Origin of the sequence: Marinobacter sp. F4218, from assembly GCF_019443085.1 — a bacterium.
GTDB classification, from domain to species: Bacteria; Pseudomonadota; Gammaproteobacteria; order Pseudomonadales; family Oleiphilaceae; genus Marinobacter; species Marinobacter albus.
Genome location: NZ_JAHZIL010000005.1, coordinates 83,748 through 106,365, shown reverse-complemented (window position 1 = coordinate 106,365; position 22,618 = coordinate 83,748). Strand labels below are relative to the sequence as shown.

Here is a 22,618-nt window from a genome sequence, read left to right as displayed (position 1 = left end):
CGTGATAGACTGACGCCCTCATGGCAGGCCCAGTGAACACCGGAGGTAATAGCTTGACGCTCGCAATTTTTGATCTGGACAACACCCTTCTGGCTGGGGACAGCGACCACGCGTGGGGTGAATTCCTTGTTGAAGAAGGGATCGTGGATGCTGAGGAATACCAGAAAGCCAACGACCGGTTCTACCAGGAATACCTGAACGGCGAACTGGACATCCTGCATTACCTCGGCTTTGCTCTCCAACCACTGGCGAACCACAACATGGATCAACTGGTGGCCTGGCGGGAAACCTTCATGGACAAAAAGGTCCGCCCCATGATGCAGCGCAAGGCCGGCGAGCTACTGGATCATCACCGTAACCAGGGCCATACGCTGATGATCATTACCGCCACCAACCGCTTCGTAACCGAACTAATTGCGGAAGAACTGGGCATTGAGCACCTGATTGCCACCGAGCCGGAACTGGTCAACGGCCGCTACACCGGTGAAGTCGCCGGAGTGCCGAGCTTCCAGGAGGGCAAAGTGGCGCGGCTGAATGACTGGCTGGAAGCCCACGGCAGAGATCTGGGTGGCGCCTGGTTCTACAGCGATTCCCACAATGACGTTCCGCTGCTGAAAGCCGTGGAGAATCCAGTCGCCGTGGACCCGGACCCCACTCTAGAGGCCCTGGCCCGGGAACATGGCTGGCAGATCATGTCTCTCCGGGACTGAAGAAAATCGGCCGGAGCCTTCAGAAAAAGCTGGTAAGGGACCGCACGAAACAGGATTTAATGTAATCGGTCTCGGGTATTCCCGGGATAACCGGGTGGTCCGGGGCCTGATGCCCCTGCTCCAGCAACTGCACGAAACGGTCGATCTTGCGGCCGCTGCTGCGAATGATATCGGTCAGTTTGTCCTGAGAAAGGTGCATGGAGCAGGAAGCCGAAACCAGAATGCCGTCGCGGTCCAGCAACCGCAGGCCCAGCTGGTTGAGCCGTGCGTAGGCCTGCTCCCCAGCCTTCTGGTCACGGCGACGGGGAATCAGCGCCGGCGGATCCAGCACGACGACGTCGTATTTCTCTTTTTCATCACACAGGGCTTTCAGCGCCTCAAACGCATCCCCTTCCAGGGTATCCACGTTCTCGAGGCCATTCAGACGGGCGTTGTGATGCACCGAGTCGATCGCTGATGACGAACTGTCAACACAGGTCACCTGAGAGGCGCCGGCAGAAGCGGCCTGAATGCCCCAACCGCCGACGTAACTGAAGACATCCAGAACCCGCTTGCCGGGGGCATAGGACTGCAGGCGCTGACGGTTCATCCGATGATCGTAAAACCAACCGGTTTTCTGACCGCCTTCCAGGGGCACCTCGAATCGCACCCCGTTCTCTTCCACCTCAAGCAGCGAGACCTGCGGACCGTGCGCCTGTTCCACATAAACATCGAGGCCCTCGACCTTGCGCATCTTGCCGTCGTTTTTGAGGATAATTGCCTTCGGGTGCACCAAACGCAGCACGGACCGAACAATGGTGTCTTTCAGCTGCTCCATGCCCGCCGTGGAAATCTGCACCACCACCGTGTCATTGAAGCGATCAATGACCAGTCCGGAGAGCCCATCACTGTCACCGAACACCCAGCGGTAAAACGGCTTGTCGAACAGCCTGTCCCGCAAGCTCAGTGCTGCCTCCAGACGCTGACTCAGGCGTTTCGGCGTCATGCCGTGATTTCCGTCCCGACTGATCAACCGACCACAGATTAGGGCATTCGGGTTGACGAAAACGGTACCCAAAGACTTGTCATTGGAGGCTTTCAACTCAGCCTGGACGCCGGCTTCAAATCCGGTCAGCGGCGAACGACGGGTATCGATCTCGTTGCTGTAGACCCACAGGTGGCCAGCCCGAAGCCTGCGCTCAGCGCCCTTTCGAAGATACAGAACCGGAAAATTCATAGCGACCACCTGACGGAAACAAACATGGGGCGGGGATTATACATAACCCCGAAATGACAGCACGCAGTGATGGGGGGGCGCCGGACAGGCCAGCCAGCCCTTCAACGCGGTTCCAGAGGTTATCCTTCGGCCGCCACATGCTCCGCGTAGGCCGCTGCATCCATCAAACCTTCAAGCTCACCCTGGTCAGTCAGCTTTACCCTGAACAGCCAACCATCGCCATACGGGTCGTCATTCACTTTCTCCGGCTCGTCCTCAAGCGCCTCGTTCACCGCAATGACTTCACCGGTCACCGGGCTGAACACGTCTGAGGCGGACTTGACCGATTCGGCCACGCCGGCCTCCTCACCACCATTGACCGTTATGCCCAAATCCGGCACGCCAATGTAAACGACATCACCCAGCTGTTCCTGGGCAAAGTCTGTAATGCCAACCGTGGCTGTGCCGTCATCGGAGATGCGGACCCATTGATGAGTTTCGATGTATTTGAGATCTGCAGGTATGTCGCTCATGATCGGATTCCCTGATTGGATTTTTTCGCGCAGTTTACCGCAAGAGCCTAACGCCAGCTAACATCACGTGCCATTGTCATGAACGATTTCAGGTAATCCACCTGCTGGTCCCGCTCGCGCAATCCCAGGAAGATCTGTTTTGCAATCCCGTGCTCACCCATTTGCACCGGCCTGACCGCCATTCTGGCGCCATACTCTGCCACCAGCCAGCGCGGCAGTGCTGCCACTCCTCGTCCGGCAGCAACCATCTGCAGCATAATGTCGGTGGTTTCAATCGTCTTGTGCCGAGCAGGACTGGCGTGGGCGGGCAACAGGAACCGGGCGTACACATCGAGCCGCTCGATTTCCACGGGGTAGGTGATCAGAGTCTCTTTTGCGAGGTCGGCAGGTTCTGCCCATCGAGCGTCCGCCAGCGGATGCCCGTCAGCCACCACCAGTACCTGCTCGTAATCGAACACCGGCTCGAACACCAGGCCCGGCCGGTGCAGAGGGTCCGGTGTCACGAGCATATCTATGTCGTAACCGAACAAGGCGCCGATCCCGCCAAACTGGAATTTTTGCTTCACGTCCACATCAACGCCCGGCCAACGATCCAGATAAGGACCTACCACCTTGAGTAGCCACTGGTAACAGGGATGGCATTCCATGCCGATCCTCAGGCTTCCTCGCTGCCCTGTGGCGAACTGACCGATCAGAGTCTCCGCGTGCTCGAATTGCGGCAGCAATCGGCCCGCCAGCGTGAGCAAATACTCACCAGATTGTGTCAAGCGTAACTGACGCCCTTCCCTAACCCACACTGCAGTGCCCAGTTGCTGCTCCAGCTTTCGCACTGAATGGCTGAGCGCAGATTGAGTCAGGTTCAGGGTTTTGGCAGCAGCCGTTAGGGAACCCCTCTCCGCAACGGCTCTGAGGATTTCCAGATGGTTTCGCTCAATCACGACCTCCCCCAAATAAATGAATTTTTCTCATGATTTACTGAAATAATACCATTATTTTTCATGCATAGACCGGGCTAGGCTAGAACTTCTCAATTCACTACCTGCAATCACAGGAGCACCTGGTCATGGCTACCACACACAATCTCGGCTTTCCCCGAATCGGAGCACGGCGTGAACTCAAGCATGCCCTCGAGTCGTTCTGGCAAGGCAGCCTCACCGAGAAGGAACTTCGCACTGAAGGCGCAAGCCTGCGTCGAAGAAACTGGGCAATACAGGCGGGGCTAGACCTCGCGCCCATCGGCGACTTCTCGTTTTACGATCAGGTCCTCGACATGAGCGTCACCCTCGGCAACATCCCTGAGCGGGCCGGCCTTGCTGAAGTCAGCGATCTCGATCGTTATTTCCGTGTAGCTCGAGGCCGGTCGGCAAATGACGACGACGGTTGTGCAATACACGCTGGCGAGATGACCAAATGGTTCGACACCAATTACCATTACATCGTCCCGGAATTCCACTCAGATACCGGATTTTCGCTGAATTCCGAACGCCTGATGGAGCAAATCCAGGAAGCCAGAGAACAGGGACTAACTCCCAAGCCCGTCCTCATCGGCCCGGTTACCTATCTCTGGCTGGGAAAAAGCAAAGACAGCAGCACTGACAAACTGAGTTTGCTGGATCGGTTGCTTCCCGTTTATGCCGCACTTCTGGACCGGATTGCCGCCGCAGGGGTGGAGTGGGTGCAGGTTGACGAACCGGTTCTGGTCACTGACCTCGACGCCGACTGGCGCCATGCTCTCAACCTCGCCTACCATGATCTGAAAACCTGCACGCCCAAGCTGTTAGTAACCACTTACTTCGGCGACCTGCGCGAAAACCTGCAACTGGCCTGTGAACTGCCAGTGGCGGGACTGCATCTGGACGCCATCAGCGCTCCCGAGGAAGTAGCACGGGTCGTGGATTGGCTACCTCCGCATAAAACCCTGTCACTTGGTATCATCGATGGCCGGAACATTTGGCGGACCGACCTGAATCGGACACTCGATTGGCTGGAGCAGGTGCACGACAGGCTTGGCGACCGGCTTTGGCTCGCTCCGTCCTGCTCGCTCCTGCATGTTCCGGTGGATGTCGACATTGAGCATAAACTGGACGCCGACATAAAAAGCTGGCTCGCATTCGCGGTTCAGAAACTGGACGAGCTGGACATACTTGCCCGGGCCCTGAATACCGGCCGCGCTTCCGTGCATCGTCAGCTGACAGAAAACGCCCGACTGATCCGGAGTCGGCAAGTCTCTGGACGAGCGCACTCGCCCGCAGTCACCGACGCACTGAGCAACCTGGACGGCCACACAGGCGCCCGCCAGGCACCGTACAGGGAGAGGATCGACGCACAACGCAGACAAACCGTTCTGCCGGCGTATCCCACCACAACCATCGGCTCCTTCCCGCAGACAGAGGAAATTCGTCTGGCCCGCCAGCAGTTCCGCACTGGCAATCTCACGGAAGCAGCCTACGTCGCCCGCATTCGCGAAGAGATTGCCTATTGTGTAAATCAACAGGAGGAACTCGGCCTTGATGTCCTCGTCCACGGCGAACCCGAGCGCAACGACATGGTGGAGTATTTCGGTGAACAGTTGAACGGCTATGCTTTCAGCCAGTTTGGCTGGGTCCAGTCCTATGGTTCCCGGTGCGTGAAACCGCCCATCCTGTTCGGAGACATTTCCCGTCCCAAAGCCATGACGGTGGACTGGATTCGCTATGCCCAATCCCTCACCGAGAGACCGCTCAAGGGCATGCTCACCGGCCCGGTCACCATGCTGAACTGGTCATTCGTCCGTGACGACCAACTTCGTAAAGACACAGCCCTGCAACTGGCCCTCGCGATTCGGGGAGAGGTCCTAGACCTGGAAAAAGCGGGCGTGAAAATCATCCAGATCGACGAAGCAGCACTGCGGGAAGGGCTCCCCCTTCGTCAGGCAGACCGGGCCAGCTATCTGGACTGGGCCGTCAATGCCTTCAGGGTTGCTGCCAACGGCGTCAGGGACGAAACGCAGATACATACCCACATGTGTTATTCGGAATTTAATGACATCATTGAGGCCATTGCCCGGATGGATGCAGACGTGATTACCATCGAGACCTCACGGTCCGACATGGAACTGCTCGATGCATTCAGGGGATTTGAGTACCCCAACGAACTGGGCCCTGGCGTCTACGACATCCACTCGCCCAACATCCCAAAAAAGCAGGAAATGGTGGCGCTGATGCAAAAAGCCGCGGAACGGATTCCGTCCACGCGACTTTGGGTCAACCCGGACTGCGGACTGAAAACACGGAGATGGGAAGAGGTGGTGCCAGCGTTGAGAGCGATGGTTCAGGCCGCCCGGGAGCTTCGGCAAGCCATTCAGTAGCCGGAGCTGTTCTGATCCAGTTCGAACTCAAAGTCCTCGGCCCGGCGAACTTCCGTCTTGAAGTCGCCGGATGCCATCAGCTCGAACCAGCGATAGCCCGGAGACAGCGGTTCGACTGAAAACCTGCTGGAACCGGACGTGAACTGGATACAGGTTGACGGCGTGGCCAGCAGGCTCACACCGTTTCTGTCCAGGGCGTGTTCCTGATGAATGTGCCCCCAAAGCACCATTTTCACCTGAGGGTATCGATCAACAACTTCCCAGAAGGCCTCCCGGTTACGGAGACCAATTTGTTCCATCCAGTCCGAGCCAATATTCACAGGATGGTGGTGCAGCGTGACCATGGTCGGGAGGTCCGGATGTTCGGCCAGGGCAGCCTCCAGAAAATCGAGTTCTGCCTGGGACAGCTCGCCGTAGACTTTTCCGGGCACGGATGAGTCAAGAAGGATACATTGCCAACCGCCCTCGACGATCGTCCGGCGATCAGCCTGATACTCGGCGGCAACGGATCTGAGTGCCTCGGCGCTGTCGTGATTACCCGCCAGCCAGGCGGAACCGCAGGCGAACACCCGTAAACTTTCCCCGAAAACCCGATATGCTTCCTCAGAGCCATCCTGCGCCAAATCGCCGGTCGCGAGGATGAGGTCCGGCTGACCATGAACCTTTAAGACCTCATCAATCACCGCGGACAGACTCTCCCGGGTATTCACACCCAGCAGCTCACCGTCGGCGTTCGCCATCAAATGGGGGTCAGTCAGTTGCAATACCCGGAATGGCCGGGCTTCATCCTTTGTGGTCATGGCGCTCTTGGTCAAATCAGTGCTCATCACTTGAACGTGGAACAAGTGTACGACGACAGCTTCCGGTTTTATCACTTTTGAATGCAACGGGAATCACATTCTGACCAGGCACCGGCGACATATTGCAATTTTTGACAACTATGACACACGGACCGGTTCGCGCCAGCCCACTTTAGTACTGTGTCCGGCGCCAGTTCGCCGGTCGTCAGTCCACGCCTTCACCGGCCGACCAGGCAGCGTGCTCCATCGGCAGGTGGCCGAAGCGCAGGCAGTAATCGAGCCAGTCCGCCAGGAAGCCGTTGACCTGAACTTTTTCGTCCGGATGGTGCATGAAGCGATTGGGGTAATCGTTGACCGGCGCAATCTGACGATCCCGGTAGCAACTGATGACTTCAGCCATAGCCGCATCGTGGTAGACACGCACCGTCATCTGGGGGTTATTCAGCCAGCGACCGGCATTATGGACCTGCTCAAGCAGGAGGGTTTCAGTGAATCTTGCAGTTTGCAGTACCTTGATCTGAACCCTGCCGAGGTACAGGTTTTCCCGGTGCAACTCGAACGCACACACAGGCTTGCCATCAACCTCAAGCTGGCGTAGCCGGCTCAAACGCTGGTAATTGCCGTCACACAGGGCCCCAAGCTGCCTGAGGTCCGGTACATAACGTTTCGGCTTCATGCTCCACTCTGTCATGGCGTCGCCTCTTTCCGGAGGCTTGAATGATTCAGTTCAAGCCATTGAAGAGCAATAATAGCCGCTGCGTTGTTGATCCGGCCATCGCGGATCATGCCAATTGCCTCTTCCGCACTGAAGACGTGGGCACGTATGTCTTCGTGTTCGTGCTCAACGCCAAAGAGCCCGCCGGCGCCCTCCGTGCTGATCAGGCCGCAAAACAGATGAACCATTTCCGTCGTGCCACCCGGGGAAACAAGGTAGTCGCAAATCCGGTGCAAACGACTGAACGTGAGTCCGGCCTCTTCCTGACCTTCACGCTGGGCGACATCTTCCGGGGACTCACCGTCTTCGTTCATTCCGGCCACAAGCTCCAGCAGCCAGGGCGACTGGTCGCGGCCCAGGACGCCAAGCCGGAACTGTTCCAGCAACACCACTTCGTCACGGACAGGATCGTAGGGCAGCACGCAGGTAGCATCACCACGGACAAACAGCTCTCGAGTAAACACCGGCATCTCCCGCCCGTCAAAACGCGGGTGCGTCAACCAGAGCTTGTCCATACGGAAGAAGCCCTGAAAGACGGTTTCACGTTTTTCGACTTTGACATCGCTGGCTGTGAACTGGAACGGCTTGGTCATTTTCTACCCTGTTTCGACAATGACTTTGAACGATAGCCGGTGCCCGTTGTTCATTGCAAGCTTCGTTCTGTGTCTCTGCCGCAAGGCCAAAAAAGAGCATCCCGCTCGGCTGCCCAGGCACCGCCGGAAGACGCCTGAACCCGGCCATCCCTGGCCCCGGACAGAAAACCTACACTTTGTCGTACAACTTGCTACCGGACTCAACGAACTCCCGTGACTTTTCCTGCATGCCGGCGTCCACGGCAGCAACCTCATCCAGGCCATGCTCCCGGGCGTAGTCCCGGACTTCCTGGGAAATCTGCATGGAACAAAACTTCGGCCCGCACATTGAGCAGAAGTGAGCGACCTTGGCCGATTCCTTTGGCAGGGTCTCGTCGTGGTAGGCGCGCGCCGTGTCCGGATCGAGTCCCAGGTTGAACTGGTCCTCCCAACGGAATTCAAAGCGGGCCTTGGAGAGAGCATTGTCCCGAATCTGTGCGCCGGGGTGACCCTTGGCAAGGTCGGCGGCATGCGCAGCAATCTTGTAGGTAATGATGCCGGTCTTCACGTCGTCCTTATTCGGCAGACCCAGGTGCTCCTTGGGAGTGACGTAGCAAAGCATGGCGCAGCCATACCAGCCGATCATCGCGGCGCCGATGCCGGAGGTGATGTGATCGTAGCCTGGCGCGATGTCAGTGATCAGGGGCCCGAGAGTGTAGAAAGGCGCTTCATCGCAGCATTCAAGCTGCTTGTCCATGTTCTCCTTCACCAGATGCATGGGCACATGCCCCGGGCCTTCGATCATGACCTGAACATCGTGCTTCCAGGCAATTTTGGTAAGCTCGCCCAGGGTTTCCAGCTCACCGAACTGCGCCGCATCATTGGCATCAGCAATCGAACCGGGGCGCAAGCCATCCCCCAGGCTGAAGGAAACGTCATAGGCCTTCATGATTTCGCAAATGTCTTCGAAATGCTCGTAAAGGAAGCTTTCCTGATGGTGGGCCAGGCACCATTTGGCCATGATAGAGCCGCCACGTGAGACAATCCCCGTGGTCCGGCTTGCGGTCAGTGGTACATGATGCAGCCGCACGCCGGCATGAATCGTGAAATAGTCGACCCCTTGCTCTGCCTGCTCAATCAGCGTGTCCCGAAAGATGTCCCAGTTGAGATCTTCGGCGACGCCACCGACTTTCTCCAGCGCCTGGTAGATGGGCACCGTGCCAATCGGGACCGGCGAATTACGGATGATCCATTCCCGGGTTTCATGGATATTCTTTCCAGTGGACAGGTCCATGATGGTGTCAGCGCCCCAGCGGATCCCCCAGGTCAGCTTCTCCACTTCTTCCTCAATGGAAGAACTGACCGCCGAATTTCCGATGTTGCCGTTGATCTTGACCAGAAAATTGCGGCCGATGATCATCGGTTCGGATTCGGGGTGATTGATATTGGCGGGGATAATGGCGCGCCCCCTGGCTACCTCCTCACGTACGAACTCGGGCGTGATCTCCTCCGGCAGATTCGCTCCGAAGGACCGGCCCGGGTGCTGGTCCTTCAGCAACCCCTTTTCCCGGGCCTCCTGCAGTTTCTGGTTCTCCCGGATGGCGATGTATTCCATTTCCGGAGTAATCATGCCCCTGCGGGCGTAATGCATCTGGCTGACATTGTGGCCGGTCTTCGCCCGCAACGGCTTACGCTCCTCGCTGAACCGGAGTGGATCAAGCTGCGGATCTTTCATCCGGCGACGGGTAAACTCCGAGGTGTAGCCAGGCAGGGGTTCAACATCATTGCGCTCGGCAATCCAGCCCGCGCGGACCGGCGCCAGCCCTTTGCGCAGATCGATGCTGGCCTCGGGATCGGTGTAGGGGCCCGAGGTGTCATAGACCATCACGGGGGCGTTCTCTTCTCCCCCCATTTCAGTGGGCGTATCACCGAGGGTGATTTCACGCATCGGCACGCGAAGATCGGGGCGGCTGCCCTGCACGTACACCTTCCGTGAATTTGGTAACGGTTTTATCGCTGCAGAATCTACCTGGGCGGAATCGCTGAGGTAGGAAGGTAACTCGGTCATCATTCGCTCCCGGAACTTGGGGTGGACGTCGGGTCGCGTATGACGGGGCTGGAGACCGGTTTTCCCCTGAATGCGGGGGTACTCTTGCCAATCAGCGGTGTGGTCTTAATTCCTACGCCGGTATTATCCGGATCAGGTCGCGGGTTCTGCGCTGCAATCTCAGCCGGCTGCCCTCTTTCAGTTCAGGCAGACCAGCACCCCGTCAAGACGCGAATCTTTTTTGTGCGGCACCCGAAATAGGTGCCGTTTGCAAGTGTAGAGCTGCGACTGATTATTGTCCATAATGGCCGACCAAAGCACTATCGACCGCATGTTGCAGCGCAGCTTCTGTGGTTCGGCAGCCATAACGGTGTATCCGGACGGAACGCGTACGTGCACAGGTACTCAGGAGATATAATGAAGAAACGACTGCTTTCCGGACTAGTTGGCCTCTTGGTGGCGCAGCCCACCCTTGCCATGGATTTGGTTGAGACCTATGAGAAAGCACTTTCCTATGATTCAGGAATTGCTGCCGCCCAAGCCAGCTTTGAAGCCCAGCAGGCCGCCAGCGACGTTACCCGCAGTGTGCTGTTGCCCCAGATCGGGGCATTTGGAGAGGCGAATTACATTGATGTGGACGGCCCGAACCAGGACAACGGCTATCGCGAACTCAACTACGGCGTTCAACTGAGCCAGCCCTTGTTTCAGGCCGATGCCTGGTTCCGCTACGATGCCAGCCAGTTCCAGACCGATTCTGCCCGAGCCCAATACAACCTCGCCCAACAACAGCTGATCCTGGACGTTGCGACGGCCTACTTCAACGTGCTTCGCGCCCGGGACACGGTGACCACAACGCTGGCAGCCGAGGCCGCCATCCAGCGGCAGTACGAACAGGCGCAGGAGCGTTTCGATGTTGGCCTGATTGCGATTACCGAGGTGTATGAGGCCAGAGCCAGCTACGACGACACCCGGAGCCGTCGCATTGTCGCGGAGAACCAACTGAACATTGCGCGGGAACAGGTGGCCCGTCTGACAGGCGAATACGCGGAGGATCTCGAGAACCTGCGGCAGAATTTCCCGCTGAGCCGCCCTGAGCCAATGGACCCATCGGCCTGGGAGACCAGCGCGCTTGAACAGAACTGGTCGATTCAATCCGCGCTGTATGACCTGAATGTCAGCGAAGCCAACCTGAAGGCCGCCAAGGCCGGTCATTATCCGACCCTGGACCTGAATGCCTCGTACGGGAACTCGAATACGGATGGCCTGGAGGACGGCGCCAGCTCGCCGTTCCAGCAACGGGATGGCACCACTACCCAGGGCGTCATTGGCCTGACCCTGAATGTGCCCCTCTACACCGGCGGTGGCACCCAGGCCGGCGTTCGCCAGCAGCGTTCTCTGGTGACGGTGGCCCAGGAGTCGCTGAACACGGTACGCCGGGACGTGCGGGTGAACACCCGAAGCCTGTTCCTGACCGTCAACAACAACATCGAAACCTCGTCCGCGCTGGAGCAGACAATCGTTTCCCGTCGAAGTGCGCTGGATGCCACCCGTGCCGGCTATGAAGTTGGTACACGCAATATCGTGGAGGTACTGGACGCCGAGCGCGCCTACTATGTGGCGCTTCGGGACTACGCCAATTCGCGCTACGACTACGTCATCAACACGCTACAGCTCAAGCAGGCAGCCGGGACATTGAGCCCGCAGGACCTGATCGTGCTGAACAACTGGCTGAGCGAGGACGCACCGGGCATTGAAGCCCTGGCAAACGAGGACAAGATTCTGGACGACCCAACCCAGTAAGTGCCAGAGGCGGGCGCCGGATGTCGCCCGCCCTAAACCCTCTCGATAATTCCGTCGACGACCTTCCCAAGTGCTCCACGATTCTTTTCAACCACGGCCAGGGCCCGGTCACCGATGGCTTTTCGCTCCCCGACATCATCAATGAGGGTAACGATGTGGGCGGCCAGTTCTTCAGCATTCGCAACCAGCTTGACGCCGGAATCGTCCAGCAAGCGCTGATAGATGGTTTCAAAATTGAACACGTGTGGCCCGGAGAACACCGGTATGCCCCAGGCTGCGGGTTCCAGCGGGTTATGTCCGCCGCGCTCAATCAGCGATCCCCCCACAAAGGCCATGTCACTGGCGCCGTAGAGCATCATGAGTTCACCCATGGTGTCACCGAGGTAAACCTGCGCGTCACCCGGCTCGGCCACCGCTGACCGCCTGGCCAGGTTGAACCCGGCTTTCTCGATTTTGTCCGCCACTGAGCCGAACCGTTCGGGGTGGCGCGGCACGAGAATCAGAAGCGCCTCCGGATGGGCGGCCAACACCTTCCGATGGGCCTCCAGCAATTGCACATCTTCGCCCTCGTGAGTGCTGCCTGCGATCCAGACAGCACGACCTGCCAACGTTGCCCGAAGTGCCAGGGATGCCCGTCGTACGTTCTCGGGGATGTCGACATCAAACTTCACGCTGCCGGTCACTGCCACTTTCGACGGCGCGACACCGATGCGGCAGAATCGTTCGGCATCTTTCTCTGCCTGGGCAGCCACCCAGCTAATGCTCCGCATCACGGGAAGCGCCAGACTCCGGATGCGCTCATAGCCCTGGGCCGAGCGTTCCGACAATCGGGCGTTGATGAGAAAGATGGGCACATCGAGCGCCCGGCACTGCCGTATCATGTTGGGCCAGATTTCCGTTTCCATGATCACCAGAATGCGCGGCCGGGCGCGCTTCAGGAAACGCCGGATGGAGCCGGGGGTGTCGTACGGCGCGTAGGCGTACCTCACCCGGTCGCCAAACATCTTTCGCGCCTGCGCCAGCCCCGTGTCGGTCATGGCGGTCATCAGAATGGTGATACCCGGATCTCTTGCCAGAAGCCGCCGGACCATGGGTCCCGCAGCGATGGTTTCGCCAACTGAAACAGCGTGCACCCACACAACGCTGCCCTTCGTACGAGGCACGATTCCGAGCCGCTGGTACCAGTTCCGGCGCAGTTCCGGAGCTCGGCGACCATGCCACCACAGGCGCACCAGAATGAAAGGCAGAAGTAGCCGGATCAGCTGGGAATAGATAAAGTGCAGCACAGAAGACTCCCGGTAAAACAGTACGGTATCATAGCCGAAAACCTATTGATTTACTTCTGGTTGATGCTGTTGACCGGCTCCTGGCGGCAACCAGAATTGCGAACAGGCAGGGACGTTCTTCAAGTGAAAAAGCAATACCGAAAGCTTCCAAGGAATACCGACTACAGTGCCTACCGCCACCCCCGCTGGTGGCCAACCTGGATCGGCGTGGCTCTGATGTGGGCCGTGGCGCAGCTTCCGATCCGCCTACAGTGGTGGCTTGGGAAAGTCGCAGGGCTTCTGGCCTGGCACTTGGCCCGAAGCCGCAGACACATAACCGAAACGAACATCCGACTCTGTTTTCCTGAGCTTACTTCTGCCCAGCAATCGGCGCTGGCGCGCAAATCATTCATCGCCAATGGCATCGGGCTGGTTGAACTCGGACTTGCCTGGTTCCGGAATCCGGCGGGGTTAACGGACATCACCACGGTTCATGGCCTCGAACATTTCGAACAGGCCCTGGCCCACGGCAAGGGCGTTCTTCTGCTAGGGGGCCACTACAGTACGCTGGACCTCGGAGGAAGCCTGGTCACCGAGTACATTGCTGCGGATGTCATGCAGCGGGACCACAACAACCCCTTGATGAACGCCGTAATGACCCGTGCCCGGGAGCGGCGCTACGGCACAGTGCTCGCCGCCAAGGATTTAAGAGGACTGTTCCGCAGCCTGAAAAAGAATCACGCGGTCTGGTATGCCACGGACCAGGACTACGGCCGCAAGGACATCGTCTTTGCCCCCTTCTTCAACATCCCGGCCGGCACCATCACTGCAACTTCTCGGATTGCCGAGCGCAGCGGCTGCAAGGTAGTCCCCTTCAGTCATGTTCGTCGTGACGACGCCCCCGGCTATGACATATTCTTCCACCCGGCTCTGGAAAACTTTCCGAGCGGCGACGATTTGCAGGACGCAACTTTGATCAACCGCACCATTGAGCACGAGATCCGAAGGGCGCCGGACCAGTACCTGTGGATGCATCGCAGGTTCAAGACCCGACCGGATCCCGATGACCCGGGATTCTACGGGCGTCAATAATCCGCATACTCAGAGAGGCCGGCAACCCATGACCGGGATTTATGTCCAAACCTACTGATCAGCAGAATACGGCGCCGGTGGTGTGGCTTCTGACCGACAACAAGCCGGGGCACCGCAACCAGCTAAAAGGCCTGGGAAACCGGCTTCGTGTGATCGCAGGGGCAAGCCTCTACTGGGTGGATGCCGGTCAGGTGAAGGTGTCTGTCTGGCGTGCCCTGCTGGCGATGGCTCCAAATGTTGACCAGGCCCTGCCGAAACCTGATCTGGTCGTCGCTGCGGGTACAGGTACCCACCGACTGCTGCTGTCGTTACGTCGGCTCAGGAAGGTCAAAACCCTCGTACTCATGAAGCCAGGTTTCCCACTTGGCTGGGTCAGCGCCGGCATCGTGCCTGTCCATGACGGTGTTAACGCCTCTTCCCGCGTCTTGCTCACCGACGGTGTCATCAATACCGTTACCCCGCTGGCGCGCATTACCGACAAACCCGAGGCTCTGATCCTGATTGGAGGTCCCTCTCATCATTTCGATTGGGACAGCGATGTACTGCTTGGCCAGGTCAATCACCTGATCGGACATTACCCGACCTGGCGCTGGACCATCAGCGGGTCGCGGCGAACGCCGGACGAATTGCTGTCCAGGCTGCAGGAGTTGGCGGGCCCCAAAATCACTGTGGTTGCTCCAGCCGAAACCCATGAGAACTGGCTGAGCCATCAGCTGGCAGCCTCACGAGCGGTATGGGTGAGCCCGGACAGCATGTCCATGGTATGCGAGGCGGCCACCTCAGGCGTCCCCACCGGCCTCTTCCAGTTTACGCCACACCCCGGCAGCCGGGTCGCCGAAGGCGTGAACCGGCTGGTTCAGGAGGGACGGGTGGCACGGTGGAGCGATCATGCAGCGGTGATGGCCGGCAAGACAATGCACCACGAGCCATTATGGGAAGCGGACCGGGCCGCCCGCTGGGTGATCGCACGGAATCTGCTTCCTGCATCAAAAAAGACGGAGTCAGGTAACGGGAGGAAGATCGCTTGAAGATTCTCCAGGCGCTGCCTGCGCTATACAGCGGGGGTGTCGAGCGAGGCACCGTGGAGTTCGCTTCGGATCTGGTGAAGCGGGGGCACGAGTCCTTTGTGGTATCCAAAGGTGGTCCGATGGCCGAACAGCTTCGGGGACAGGGTTCGACACACATTTTCATGCCCATACACCGAAAGTCCCCGACCTCCTTTGGTCAGATCTTGCCCATGCGCCGACTGCTGCTGGAACTGAAACCGGACGTCATTCACGTCCGCTCCAGAATGCCTGCCTGGATCATCCACCTGGCACTCCGGAGCATGGCCCCGCACCAGCGCCCCGCAGTCGTTTCGACATTTCACGGTATGTACTCGGTCAATCCATACAGCGCGATTATGACCCGGGCCGATCATCTGATTGCTGTTTCCCGATGCGTCAGGGAATACGTTCTGGACAACTACCCGGTGCCCGAGCATAAATTGACCGTGATACAGCGCGGTGTGGACATCAACGCCTTTCGACAGCGCGAACTCAGTCCGCAATGGCTGCAGCGATGGTTTCGACAGTATCCGCAACTGGCTGGCAAGAAAGTCATCATGATGCCGGGGCGCATCTCACGCTGGAAAGGCCAGATGGATTTTCTGGCCATGATGGCTAAGCTGGTTCGCCATCGCCCTGACTGTCATGGGATCATTGTTGGCGGTACCGAACCGGGCAAGGAGCGCTTTCTGGAGCAACTGGAGAGGGAACGCAGTCTGCTGGAACTGACCGACAAGGTCAGCTTTCTGGGCCAGCGCAATGACATGACCACGCTCTACCTACTGGCCGATGTTGTCTGCCACATGAGCACCAAGCCTGAGCCCTTCGGCCGAACCGTTACCGAAGCCCTTGCTTCAGGCACACCGGTCGCGGGCTACAATCGCGGAGGAGCCGCCGAAACGCTCCAGGCCTGTTTCCAGGCTGGTCTGGTCACCCCCGATGACACAACCGCATTCGCCGAAACCGTCCTCCGACTTCTTGATTCCGGGAAGTCTGCCATTGAAATTCCCCACCGGTTCCACCTCGAGGCGCAGACCGAGTCCACCCTTAAGATCTATGAACAAGTCCTTGAACGGCGCCAACTTCAGCAATGACCGACCGCGAAAAGCTCACCATCGCCCTGTTTTTTTCGACGCCCGGCACCACCTGGGGGGGCATGGAAAAGCACACGGCCGACCTGGCTCAGGCATTAGCCAAGCGTGGACACCGGATCCACGTCATCGGTCACAAGCGTTACCGGGAACACTTTCCCGATACGGTGCACTTTCACTCTGCACCGGTGAACCTTGGGCGGCGCAACCCCTGGCTCCGTTTCTACCTGAGACGGCTGGTTCTGGAGATCGTGCCGGATATCCTCCATGCCCAGGGCAACAAATCTGCCCAGTTGATCAAGACCATCAAATCGAAAAGCCGATGCATTCGCGTGGGCACAGTTCATGGCAGCAAGTCCAGTCACAAGGCGTTTCAGGGACTCGACAGCGTCATTGCCGTCAGCCCGCAGATCTTTGAAAGTCTTGATCACCCCGGCAGAAAACTGATCTTCAACGGCATCTTGCCGCCCCAAAAACGCCAGGAGGCCAGTGAGTGGCAGGTCCTGCCAAAGGGAGTGACCAACGTCGTTGCGATTGGCCGCCTTGAACCCGTAAAAGGGTTCGAGAACCTGATTCGGGCGTGGGCCGAACTGGCAGGAACCGGGACTGTCGCCCACCTCAGCATTTTCGGCGAAGGCAGCCTGCGATCCCGGCTCGACGGTCTGATTGCCGGTCTGGGGCTGAATGACCAAGTAACCCTGACCGGGTATCAGGCAGATCTGGGGTCGGTATACCAGCAGGCTGACCTGGTGGTGATCAGTTCCCAGCGTGAGGGCTTTCCCTACGTACTGATCGAAAGCCTGCTTGCCGGCTGCCCGATCATCTCAACCCCGGTTTCCGGCCCTGCATACTTGCTCCCGGAAGAGGCACTGAGCCTCGACTGGAAGCCAACCAGTCTTGCCAGCCTGCTCCGGGAGGCCCTGACCAACCTTCCTGCACTGAAGGAAGCCGAGACTGCCGCCATGGCTTTTGCGAGGGAGAAACTGACGCTTGAGCACATGGCCGATGAAACGGAACGGCTGTATCGGGACGCCCTGTCGGCAAGCAATGGTGACGGTAACTGAAGCATCCTTTTCGGGCTTACTGTTTTCGCTCAAGCTGTTCCAGAAGCTGCAGTTCTTTTGCCTTGGCCAGACGCATGAAGTTACGGTTCGCCGCCGTGATCGAGACGCTCAAACCAAACCAGCCGTTCAGGATCTGCTTGTGCAGCAGGTAATACTTCAGGAACTTCAACGGGAACTCAACGAACAGCCGAGCCCCGGATATACTGCGCCCCCGGTTTGCAATGAAACGCGCCTGTTCCGTCGAGAGTTGGCAGTATTTTCGTTCCATCTGCTCCAGCGAAATCAGCGTCCGGTGCAGGACATCGCCTTCCAGATCAAGCACGCGCCCGACCCGCACCTGCGGACGGTCGTTATTGCTATCCTTTTCCGCCTTGATGGCTGCGCGATTTCGATTATAAAGCCGGAGAATTTTCTTGGTTTTGTCATGCCGGAATGGATGCCCGGGCAGGGGCGGGGATAACACCCAGCGCATCCTGAAGCCGGCCACGTCCGGGGCAATGGGTCTGGAAAACAGCAACTTGATATTGGCAACCAGCGCGTCCGACAGCACTTCGTCCGCATCCAGATCCAGTACCCAATCATTACGACACAGGGAGGCGGCATAAGCCTTCTGGCATGCAAACCCCTCCCATTCGTGATGCACAAACCGGGCGCCAGCCTCCTCTGCAATGTCTTTCGTTTTGTCAGTACTTCCGGAGTCGACCACAATGATCTCATCGACCCAGCCGGCGACCTTCGCTAACGACTCAGGCAGCCGGGCCTCTTCATCCTGAGTGATGAAATAAACAGAAAGTGGCAGCTTCATCGTGACTCCTGATGGCAAAGTGCGGGTTTTCGGTTTGTAGCGGGACAATATTATGATACCCATGTGGTAAGATGGCGCGCCTAAATTGGTTCTTTTTCATGGCGTTCTCACACTCAAGATCGGAGTAAATTCATGATTCATCCTGTCATTATGGCCGGCGGCACCGGTTCCCGGCTCTGGCCCCTGTCACGACAATTGAATCCGAAGCAGTTCCTGAAACTGACGGACAGTCCCCTGTCCATGCTGCAATCCACGGTTGCCCGACTTGAGGGCATGAACGCTGACAAACCGCTGCTGATTTGCAATGAAGAGCACAGGTTCCTGGCGGCGGAGCAGATGCGGCAATTCGGTCAGGAAGATGTCCAGATCATCCTTGAACCCTGCGGGCGCAATACCGCTCCTGCCATTGCCCTGGCGGCCATCCAATTGTGTGAACGCGCCGGTAATGACAACCCGCTGATGCTGGTTCTGGCAGCCGACCACCTTATCCAGGATACCGAGGCATTCCAGAAAGGGGTTGCCAAAGCCGTTCCCCTGGCCGAACAGGGAAAGCTGGTCACCTTCGGCATAGTGCCAAGCCACGCGGAAACCGGCTACGGCTACATCCATCGGGGAACCGAACTGGCAAACGACTGCTATTCGGTGGATAAATTCGTCGAAAAGCCGGATGTGAATACGGCCAACGCCTACCTGACTTCAGGCGATTACCTCTGGAACAGCGGCATGTTCCTGTTTTCTGCCCGTGACTACCTGAGAGAACTAGAAACCCACCGTCCGGACATTCTCTCGGCCTGCAGGGCCGCTATCGCCGACGCAAGCAAGGACCTGCACTTCACCCGGGTAAACCCGCAACTGTTTGCGGACTGTCCATCCGAATCGGTGGATTACGCCGTGATGGAAAAAACCGACAAGGCCGCTGTTGTCGCCCTTGATGCCGGCTGGAGTGATATCGGCTCCTGGTCGGCGCTCTGGGACGTCAGCTCGAAAGACGATGCCGGCAACAGCCTGACCGGCGATGTCATTGCCAAGGACACGGCCAACACCCTCGTTCGTGCCGACAGTCGGCTCGTGGCAACGGTCGGTGTCGACAACCTGGTCATTATCGAAACCAAGGATGCACTTCTTGTGGCTCACAAGGACAAGGTGCAGGACGTGAAATCCGTGGTCGAACAGATTCGCAATGATGGTCGCCACGAGCACATGAACCACCGGGAAGTTTACCGGCCCTGGGGCGTATACGACTCCATCGACAACGGCGCCCGGTATCAGGTCAAACGCATTACGGTAAAGCCGGGGGCCAAACTCTCGGTTCAGATGCACCACCATCGTGCTGAGCACTGGATCGTGGTGAGTGGCACGGCGCAAGTGACCAATGGCGAAAAAACCTATCTGGTCACAGAGAACCAGTCCACCTACATCCCGGTTGGCCAGGTGCACTCACTGGAGAATCCGGGGGTGATCGACCTTGAGTTGATTGAGGTGCAGTCGGGCTCCTACCTCGGCGAAGACGACATTGTCAGGTACGAGGACCGGTACGGGCGCAAATGAGTAAACTCAAATACTTCGTGATCGCCGGCCTGCTGAGAATCGCCGGCGGTTTATCGCTGGCCAATGCCCAGAGAATCGGAAAATGGCTGGGCCTGTTGATCTGGAAACTGCCAACCAAGTCGCGACAGGTGACGGATACGAACCTCGCCATATGCCTGCCCGAACTAACCGACACGGAACGCGAAGCGATGTCCCGGGCCTCGATGATCCAGACCGGACAAACCATGCTTGAAGTTCCACTGATGTGGGAATGGCCGGTTCAGAGATGTCTGGCTCTGATCAAGGAAACCGAAGGCCTGGAGCTCATTGACGAAGCCATGTCCGAGGGCAAGGGACTGATCCTTCTGGCGCCTCATCTCGGGAACTGGGAACTGGCCGGATTATTCTTCTCGTCACGTTACAAGATGGCCGCCCTGTATAGCCCACCCAACATGCCCGAATTTGAAGATTATATGATCAAGGTTCGCGGGCGCCTCGGCTCGGAACTCGTTCGCGGTGACCGGCGCGGACTGGCGAGACTGGCTTCCATACTTCGGGAAGGTGGGGTAGCCGGCATATTGCCGGACCAATCGCCCAGAGGCAAAGGCAACGCCTTCGCCCCTTTTTTTGGCATGGAAGTGAAAACCATGACCCTGGTTTCCAAGCTGATTCAGCGTACCGGCGCGAACGCTCTTATCACCTACGCTGAACGCCTTCCGGACTCCAGTGGCTTCCGTATCGTGGTCAGGAAAACGGAAGCCCGTCTGGGTGACAAGGACCCGGTTATCGCGACAACCGCCCTGAACCGGTCGATTGAGCACTGTGTTCTTGAAATCCCTCAGCAGTACCAATGGGAATATAAACGCATGCGTCACCGCCCCCCCGGGGAGATCAATCCCTACAATCGCGATCGAGTCTGTTGATTCAGTGAGCACTGTGCCACGCCTGATCTGTTTATTCACTTTTAACTCTCGGATTTTCCTGACATGACTGTGCCCTCCCGGACTTTACCACCTGCGCTGCTTCTGGTCGGACTTGGCGGAGCTCTTCTGTCCTCGAGCATCCTGGCGGGCGCCACCCTGCTTCTGGCCATTGCCGGCGGTGTATTTATTGCCCGGAAATCCCCATACAAGGCGGGCTGGGACACGCCGAAAGAACTGCGATTGCTGCACTTCGCGTTCTGGTTCTTCGTTCTGGTCAGTGTCTGCTCGTGGCTGTTCGAAGGCTTTGACTACGAGGGAAGCAAAACCCTGGGCTCTCATGCACGGTTCCTTGTGTTCTGGCCACTGGTCATCGCCCTCAGCTACATTGGCTTGCGGGCACAAACGATGTTTGTCGCTCTTGGCCTTGTTTCGCTGTCGGCCATTGGCGCTTTCATATCAGCACTGGCAAGCCAGCTGTGGTCCGTCGACCACCTGCTGACCATGCGTTTCGGTGGTGGAATCAATCCGATAAGTTTTGGCAATCTTGCACTACTGGGGGGCATACTGACGCTGGTCGGCGCTTCGTTCTTCCTGCGAACCGGGAAAAGAGTCCCGGCCGCCCTGTTCGCCGTGGCCGGCGTTTCTGCAGCAGTCATATCCATGCTTTCCGAAACCCGAAGCAATCTGGTCGCACTGCCCTTTCTTTTGCTTGTCTGCCTACCTCTTGTCGGCAAGAAAGCACGAATTGCCGGCCTGATTCTGATTCCTGTCCTGCTGGCACTGGCTATCGTCTCCGGCGATCGCATGGCCCAATCCGTCCAGGCGCTGATGAACGGTGGTACCCTCGATAATGGCATGGCCATACGCTTGGAGGTCTGGGGACTGGCTTGGGACATGTTCATGGACCATCCATGGACCGGCGTTGGTTTGGGCGGCTACACACACGTCATTGAATCCGCTGTGGCAAATGGTGACGCGACCCAATACCTGCTCACCTGCTGTTCGGGGCACGCACACAGCGACTTCTTCAACAACGCTGCCACCAGCGGCATCCCGGGCATCCTGAGCTGGGCACTGGTGATTTTCATCCCACTGGCAATCTTCGCCCGGCATCTTTTCAGCAAACACCTCCCCACCGCACACCTGGCGACGGCGGGCGTTCTTGTCAGCGTCGGGTATTTTTTCTTTGGCTTGACGGAAGCCACGTTCAACCGGAATCTGTTTCTGACCTTTTACCTGCTTGCCATCGCGGGAATTGCCTCGGCCCTGTTTCACGAACTGAGTGCTTCGTATGTTCGGCAGCGCAACCGCAAGGTCTCTGCGACCATTATCACCAAAAACGAGGAAGCCCATATTGCCGATTGCCTGAAGTCGGCGCGACTGGTAGCCGACGAGGTCATCGTGCTCGACAGCGGCAGCTCGGACCGAACCGCAGAAATTGCGAGAGAGTATGCCGACGTAGTCGAAGTCACCGATTGGCCAGGCTTCGGCATTCAGAAGCAAAGGGCCCTGGAAAAGGCGACAGGAGAATGGGTACTTTCACTGGATGCCGACGAGCGTGTGACACCGGAACTGGCCCGGGAAATCAATCACCATCTTGCCGACCCCGACGCCGATGCCTACAAGCTGCCCTGGGCAGTTACGATCTATGGCACGCGTCTCGACTTCGGTCGCAGCGGCCGCGCGCCCCTGCGCCTGTTTCGCCGCGAGGGTGTGAGTTTTTCCGACGCCCTGGTTCATGAACGGATCCTGATTCCTGAGGGCCGAAAGGTAAAAACCCTGCGAGGCCGACTGACCCACTACACGCACCGGGATTTCGGTCACTCCCTGGAAAAAAGCGCCAAATACGCATGGCTGGGCTCACTGGAAAAACACCGCAAGGGCAAGAAAACCCGGACAATGCTATACCCGACGCTAAGAGGCCTGATGACCTTTGTTCAGGTTTATTTCATCCGGTTCGGATTTCTTGATGGCGCGGTAGGGTACTTGACGGCGGTGACCTATGCCCAGGTCACGTTCAATAAGTATGCAGGGCTATGGACGCTGTCGCGGGAGGAAAGGAGTAACAAAGCACGGGAATAGCCTGC

19 protein-coding genes and 1 riboswitch are annotated in these 22,618 nt (G+C 58.1%); of the genes, 10 read left to right on the top strand and 9 right to left on the bottom strand.

All coding sequences use genetic code 11. From position 1 onward, the window contains the following. Positions 1–53 precede the first annotated feature (53 nt). The gene (locus tag K0B93_RS18750; RefSeq protein ID WP_219868763.1) at positions 54–710 is read left to right on the top strand and encodes an HAD family hydrolase; all 657 of its coding nucleotides are present in this window, start codon (positions 54–56) and stop codon (positions 708–710) included. A gap of 19 nt (positions 711–729) precedes the next feature. On the opposite strand, the gene K0B93_RS18745 is transcribed toward K0B93_RS18750, so the two are convergent. The 3 genes from K0B93_RS18745 to K0B93_RS18735 all read right to left on the bottom strand — a co-directional run bounded on the left by K0B93_RS18745 (position 730) and on the right by K0B93_RS18735 (position 3,376). After that, a complete protein-coding gene (locus K0B93_RS18745; RefSeq protein ID WP_219868762.1) occupies positions 730–1,926 on the bottom strand; it encodes a class I SAM-dependent rRNA methyltransferase in 1,197 nt (398 codons plus the stop codon). 119 nt (positions 1,927–2,045) lie between these two features. Further along, on the bottom strand, positions 2,046–2,438 hold the full coding sequence (gcvH, locus tag K0B93_RS18740) for a glycine cleavage system protein GcvH (RefSeq protein WP_219868761.1): 393 nt from the start codon (positions 2,436–2,438) through the stop codon (positions 2,046–2,048). Between the two features lie 47 nt (positions 2,439–2,485). Continuing rightward, a complete protein-coding gene (locus K0B93_RS18735) occupies positions 2,486–3,376 on the bottom strand; it encodes a LysR family transcriptional regulator (protein WP_219868760.1) in 891 nt (296 codons plus the stop codon). 125 nt (positions 3,377–3,501) lie between these two features. Here K0B93_RS18735 and metE point away from each other — a divergent pair, with 125 nt between their 5' ends. Next, entirely contained in the window at positions 3,502–5,784 is a 2,283-nt protein-coding gene (gene metE / locus K0B93_RS18730) for a 5-methyltetrahydropteroyltriglutamate--homocysteine S-methyltransferase (RefSeq protein ID WP_219868759.1), read from the top strand. On the opposite strand, the gene cpdA is transcribed toward metE, so the two are convergent. The 4 genes from cpdA to thiC form a co-directional block, all read right to left on the bottom strand. After that, a complete protein-coding gene (gene cpdA, locus K0B93_RS18725; RefSeq protein ID WP_219868758.1) occupies positions 5,778–6,584 on the bottom strand; it encodes a 3',5'-cyclic-AMP phosphodiesterase in 807 nt (268 codons plus the stop codon). The two genes, metE and cpdA, sit on opposite strands and share 7 nt — an antisense overlap. 205 nt (positions 6,585–6,789) lie before the next feature. Beyond that, complete coding sequence (locus K0B93_RS18720) at positions 6,790–7,275, bottom strand: DUF1249 domain-containing protein (protein ID WP_219868757.1); 486 nt, start codon at positions 7,273–7,275, stop codon at positions 6,790–6,792. Then, positions 7,272–7,892: an NUDIX domain-containing protein gene (locus K0B93_RS18715; RefSeq protein WP_219868756.1), complete on the bottom strand. Its 621-nt coding sequence runs from the start codon at positions 7,890–7,892 to the stop codon at positions 7,272–7,274. The genes K0B93_RS18720 and K0B93_RS18715 overlap by 4 nt, the downstream gene beginning before the upstream one ends. A gap of 169 nt (positions 7,893–8,061) precedes the next feature. Continuing rightward, positions 8,062–9,939: a phosphomethylpyrimidine synthase ThiC gene (gene thiC / locus K0B93_RS18710; RefSeq protein ID WP_219868755.1), complete on the bottom strand. Its 1,878-nt coding sequence runs from the start codon at positions 9,937–9,939 to the stop codon at positions 8,062–8,064. A gap of 92 nt (positions 9,940–10,031) precedes the next feature. Beyond that, a riboswitch (TPP riboswitch) is annotated at positions 10,032–10,151 on the bottom strand. Positions 10,152–10,335: 184 nt separating this feature from the next. Here thiC and K0B93_RS18705 point away from each other — a divergent pair. Then, entirely contained in the window at positions 10,336–11,718 is a 1,383-nt protein-coding gene (locus K0B93_RS18705) for a TolC family outer membrane protein (protein WP_219868754.1), read from the top strand. A 32-nt stretch (positions 11,719–11,750) separates the two neighbouring features. Here the strand turns inward: K0B93_RS18705 and waaA are convergent, their stop codons facing one another. Next, positions 11,751–13,004, bottom strand: a complete 1,254-nt coding sequence (gene waaA / locus K0B93_RS18700) for a lipid IV(A) 3-deoxy-D-manno-octulosonic acid transferase (RefSeq protein ID WP_219868753.1) — start codon at positions 13,002–13,004, stop codon at positions 11,751–11,753. 123 nt (positions 13,005–13,127) lie between these two features. On the opposite strand from waaA, the gene lpxL reads away from it, so the two are divergent. Genes lpxL through K0B93_RS18680 form a run of 4 tightly spaced genes read left to right on the top strand, consistent with a single transcriptional unit; the run spans position 13,128 to position 17,276 of the window. After that, positions 13,128–14,075: an LpxL/LpxP family Kdo(2)-lipid IV(A) lauroyl/palmitoleoyl acyltransferase gene (gene lpxL, locus K0B93_RS18695; RefSeq protein ID WP_324125941.1), complete on the top strand. Its 948-nt coding sequence runs from the start codon at positions 13,128–13,130 to the stop codon at positions 14,073–14,075. Positions 14,076–14,116: 41 nt separating this feature from the next. Continuing rightward, the gene (locus tag K0B93_RS18690; protein WP_219868752.1) at positions 14,117–15,103 is read left to right on the top strand and encodes a mitochondrial fission ELM1 family protein; all 987 of its coding nucleotides are present in this window, start codon (positions 14,117–14,119) and stop codon (positions 15,101–15,103) included. Next, positions 15,100–16,215, top strand: coding sequence for a glycosyltransferase family 4 protein (locus tag K0B93_RS18685; RefSeq protein ID WP_219868751.1), 1,116 nt, complete (start codon positions 15,100–15,102; stop codon positions 16,213–16,215). The genes K0B93_RS18690 and K0B93_RS18685 overlap by 4 nt, the downstream gene beginning before the upstream one ends. After that, complete coding sequence (locus K0B93_RS18680) at positions 16,212–17,276, top strand: glycosyltransferase (protein WP_219868750.1); 1,065 nt, start codon at positions 16,212–16,214, stop codon at positions 17,274–17,276. The genes K0B93_RS18685 and K0B93_RS18680 overlap by 4 nt, the downstream gene beginning before the upstream one ends. Positions 17,277–17,292: 16 nt before the next feature. On the opposite strand, the gene K0B93_RS18675 is transcribed toward K0B93_RS18680, so the two are convergent. Then, positions 17,293–18,081: a glycosyltransferase family 2 protein gene (locus K0B93_RS18675; protein WP_219868749.1), complete on the bottom strand. Its 789-nt coding sequence runs from the start codon at positions 18,079–18,081 to the stop codon at positions 17,293–17,295. Between the two features lie 132 nt (positions 18,082–18,213). On the opposite strand from K0B93_RS18675, the gene K0B93_RS18670 reads away from it, so the two are divergent. From K0B93_RS18670 to K0B93_RS18660, 3 genes are all read left to right on the top strand, one after another. Continuing rightward, entirely contained in the window at positions 18,214–19,629 is a 1,416-nt protein-coding gene (locus tag K0B93_RS18670; protein WP_219868748.1) for a mannose-1-phosphate guanylyltransferase/mannose-6-phosphate isomerase, read from the top strand. Beyond that, positions 19,626–20,531, top strand: coding sequence for a lysophospholipid acyltransferase family protein (locus tag K0B93_RS18665; protein ID WP_219868747.1), 906 nt, complete (start codon positions 19,626–19,628; stop codon positions 20,529–20,531). The genes K0B93_RS18670 and K0B93_RS18665 overlap by 4 nt, the downstream gene beginning before the upstream one ends. A gap of 63 nt (positions 20,532–20,594) precedes the next feature. Next, entirely contained in the window at positions 20,595–22,613 is a 2,019-nt protein-coding gene (locus tag K0B93_RS18660; RefSeq protein ID WP_219868746.1) for an O-antigen ligase family protein, read from the top strand. Positions 22,614–22,618 lie beyond the last annotated feature (5 nt).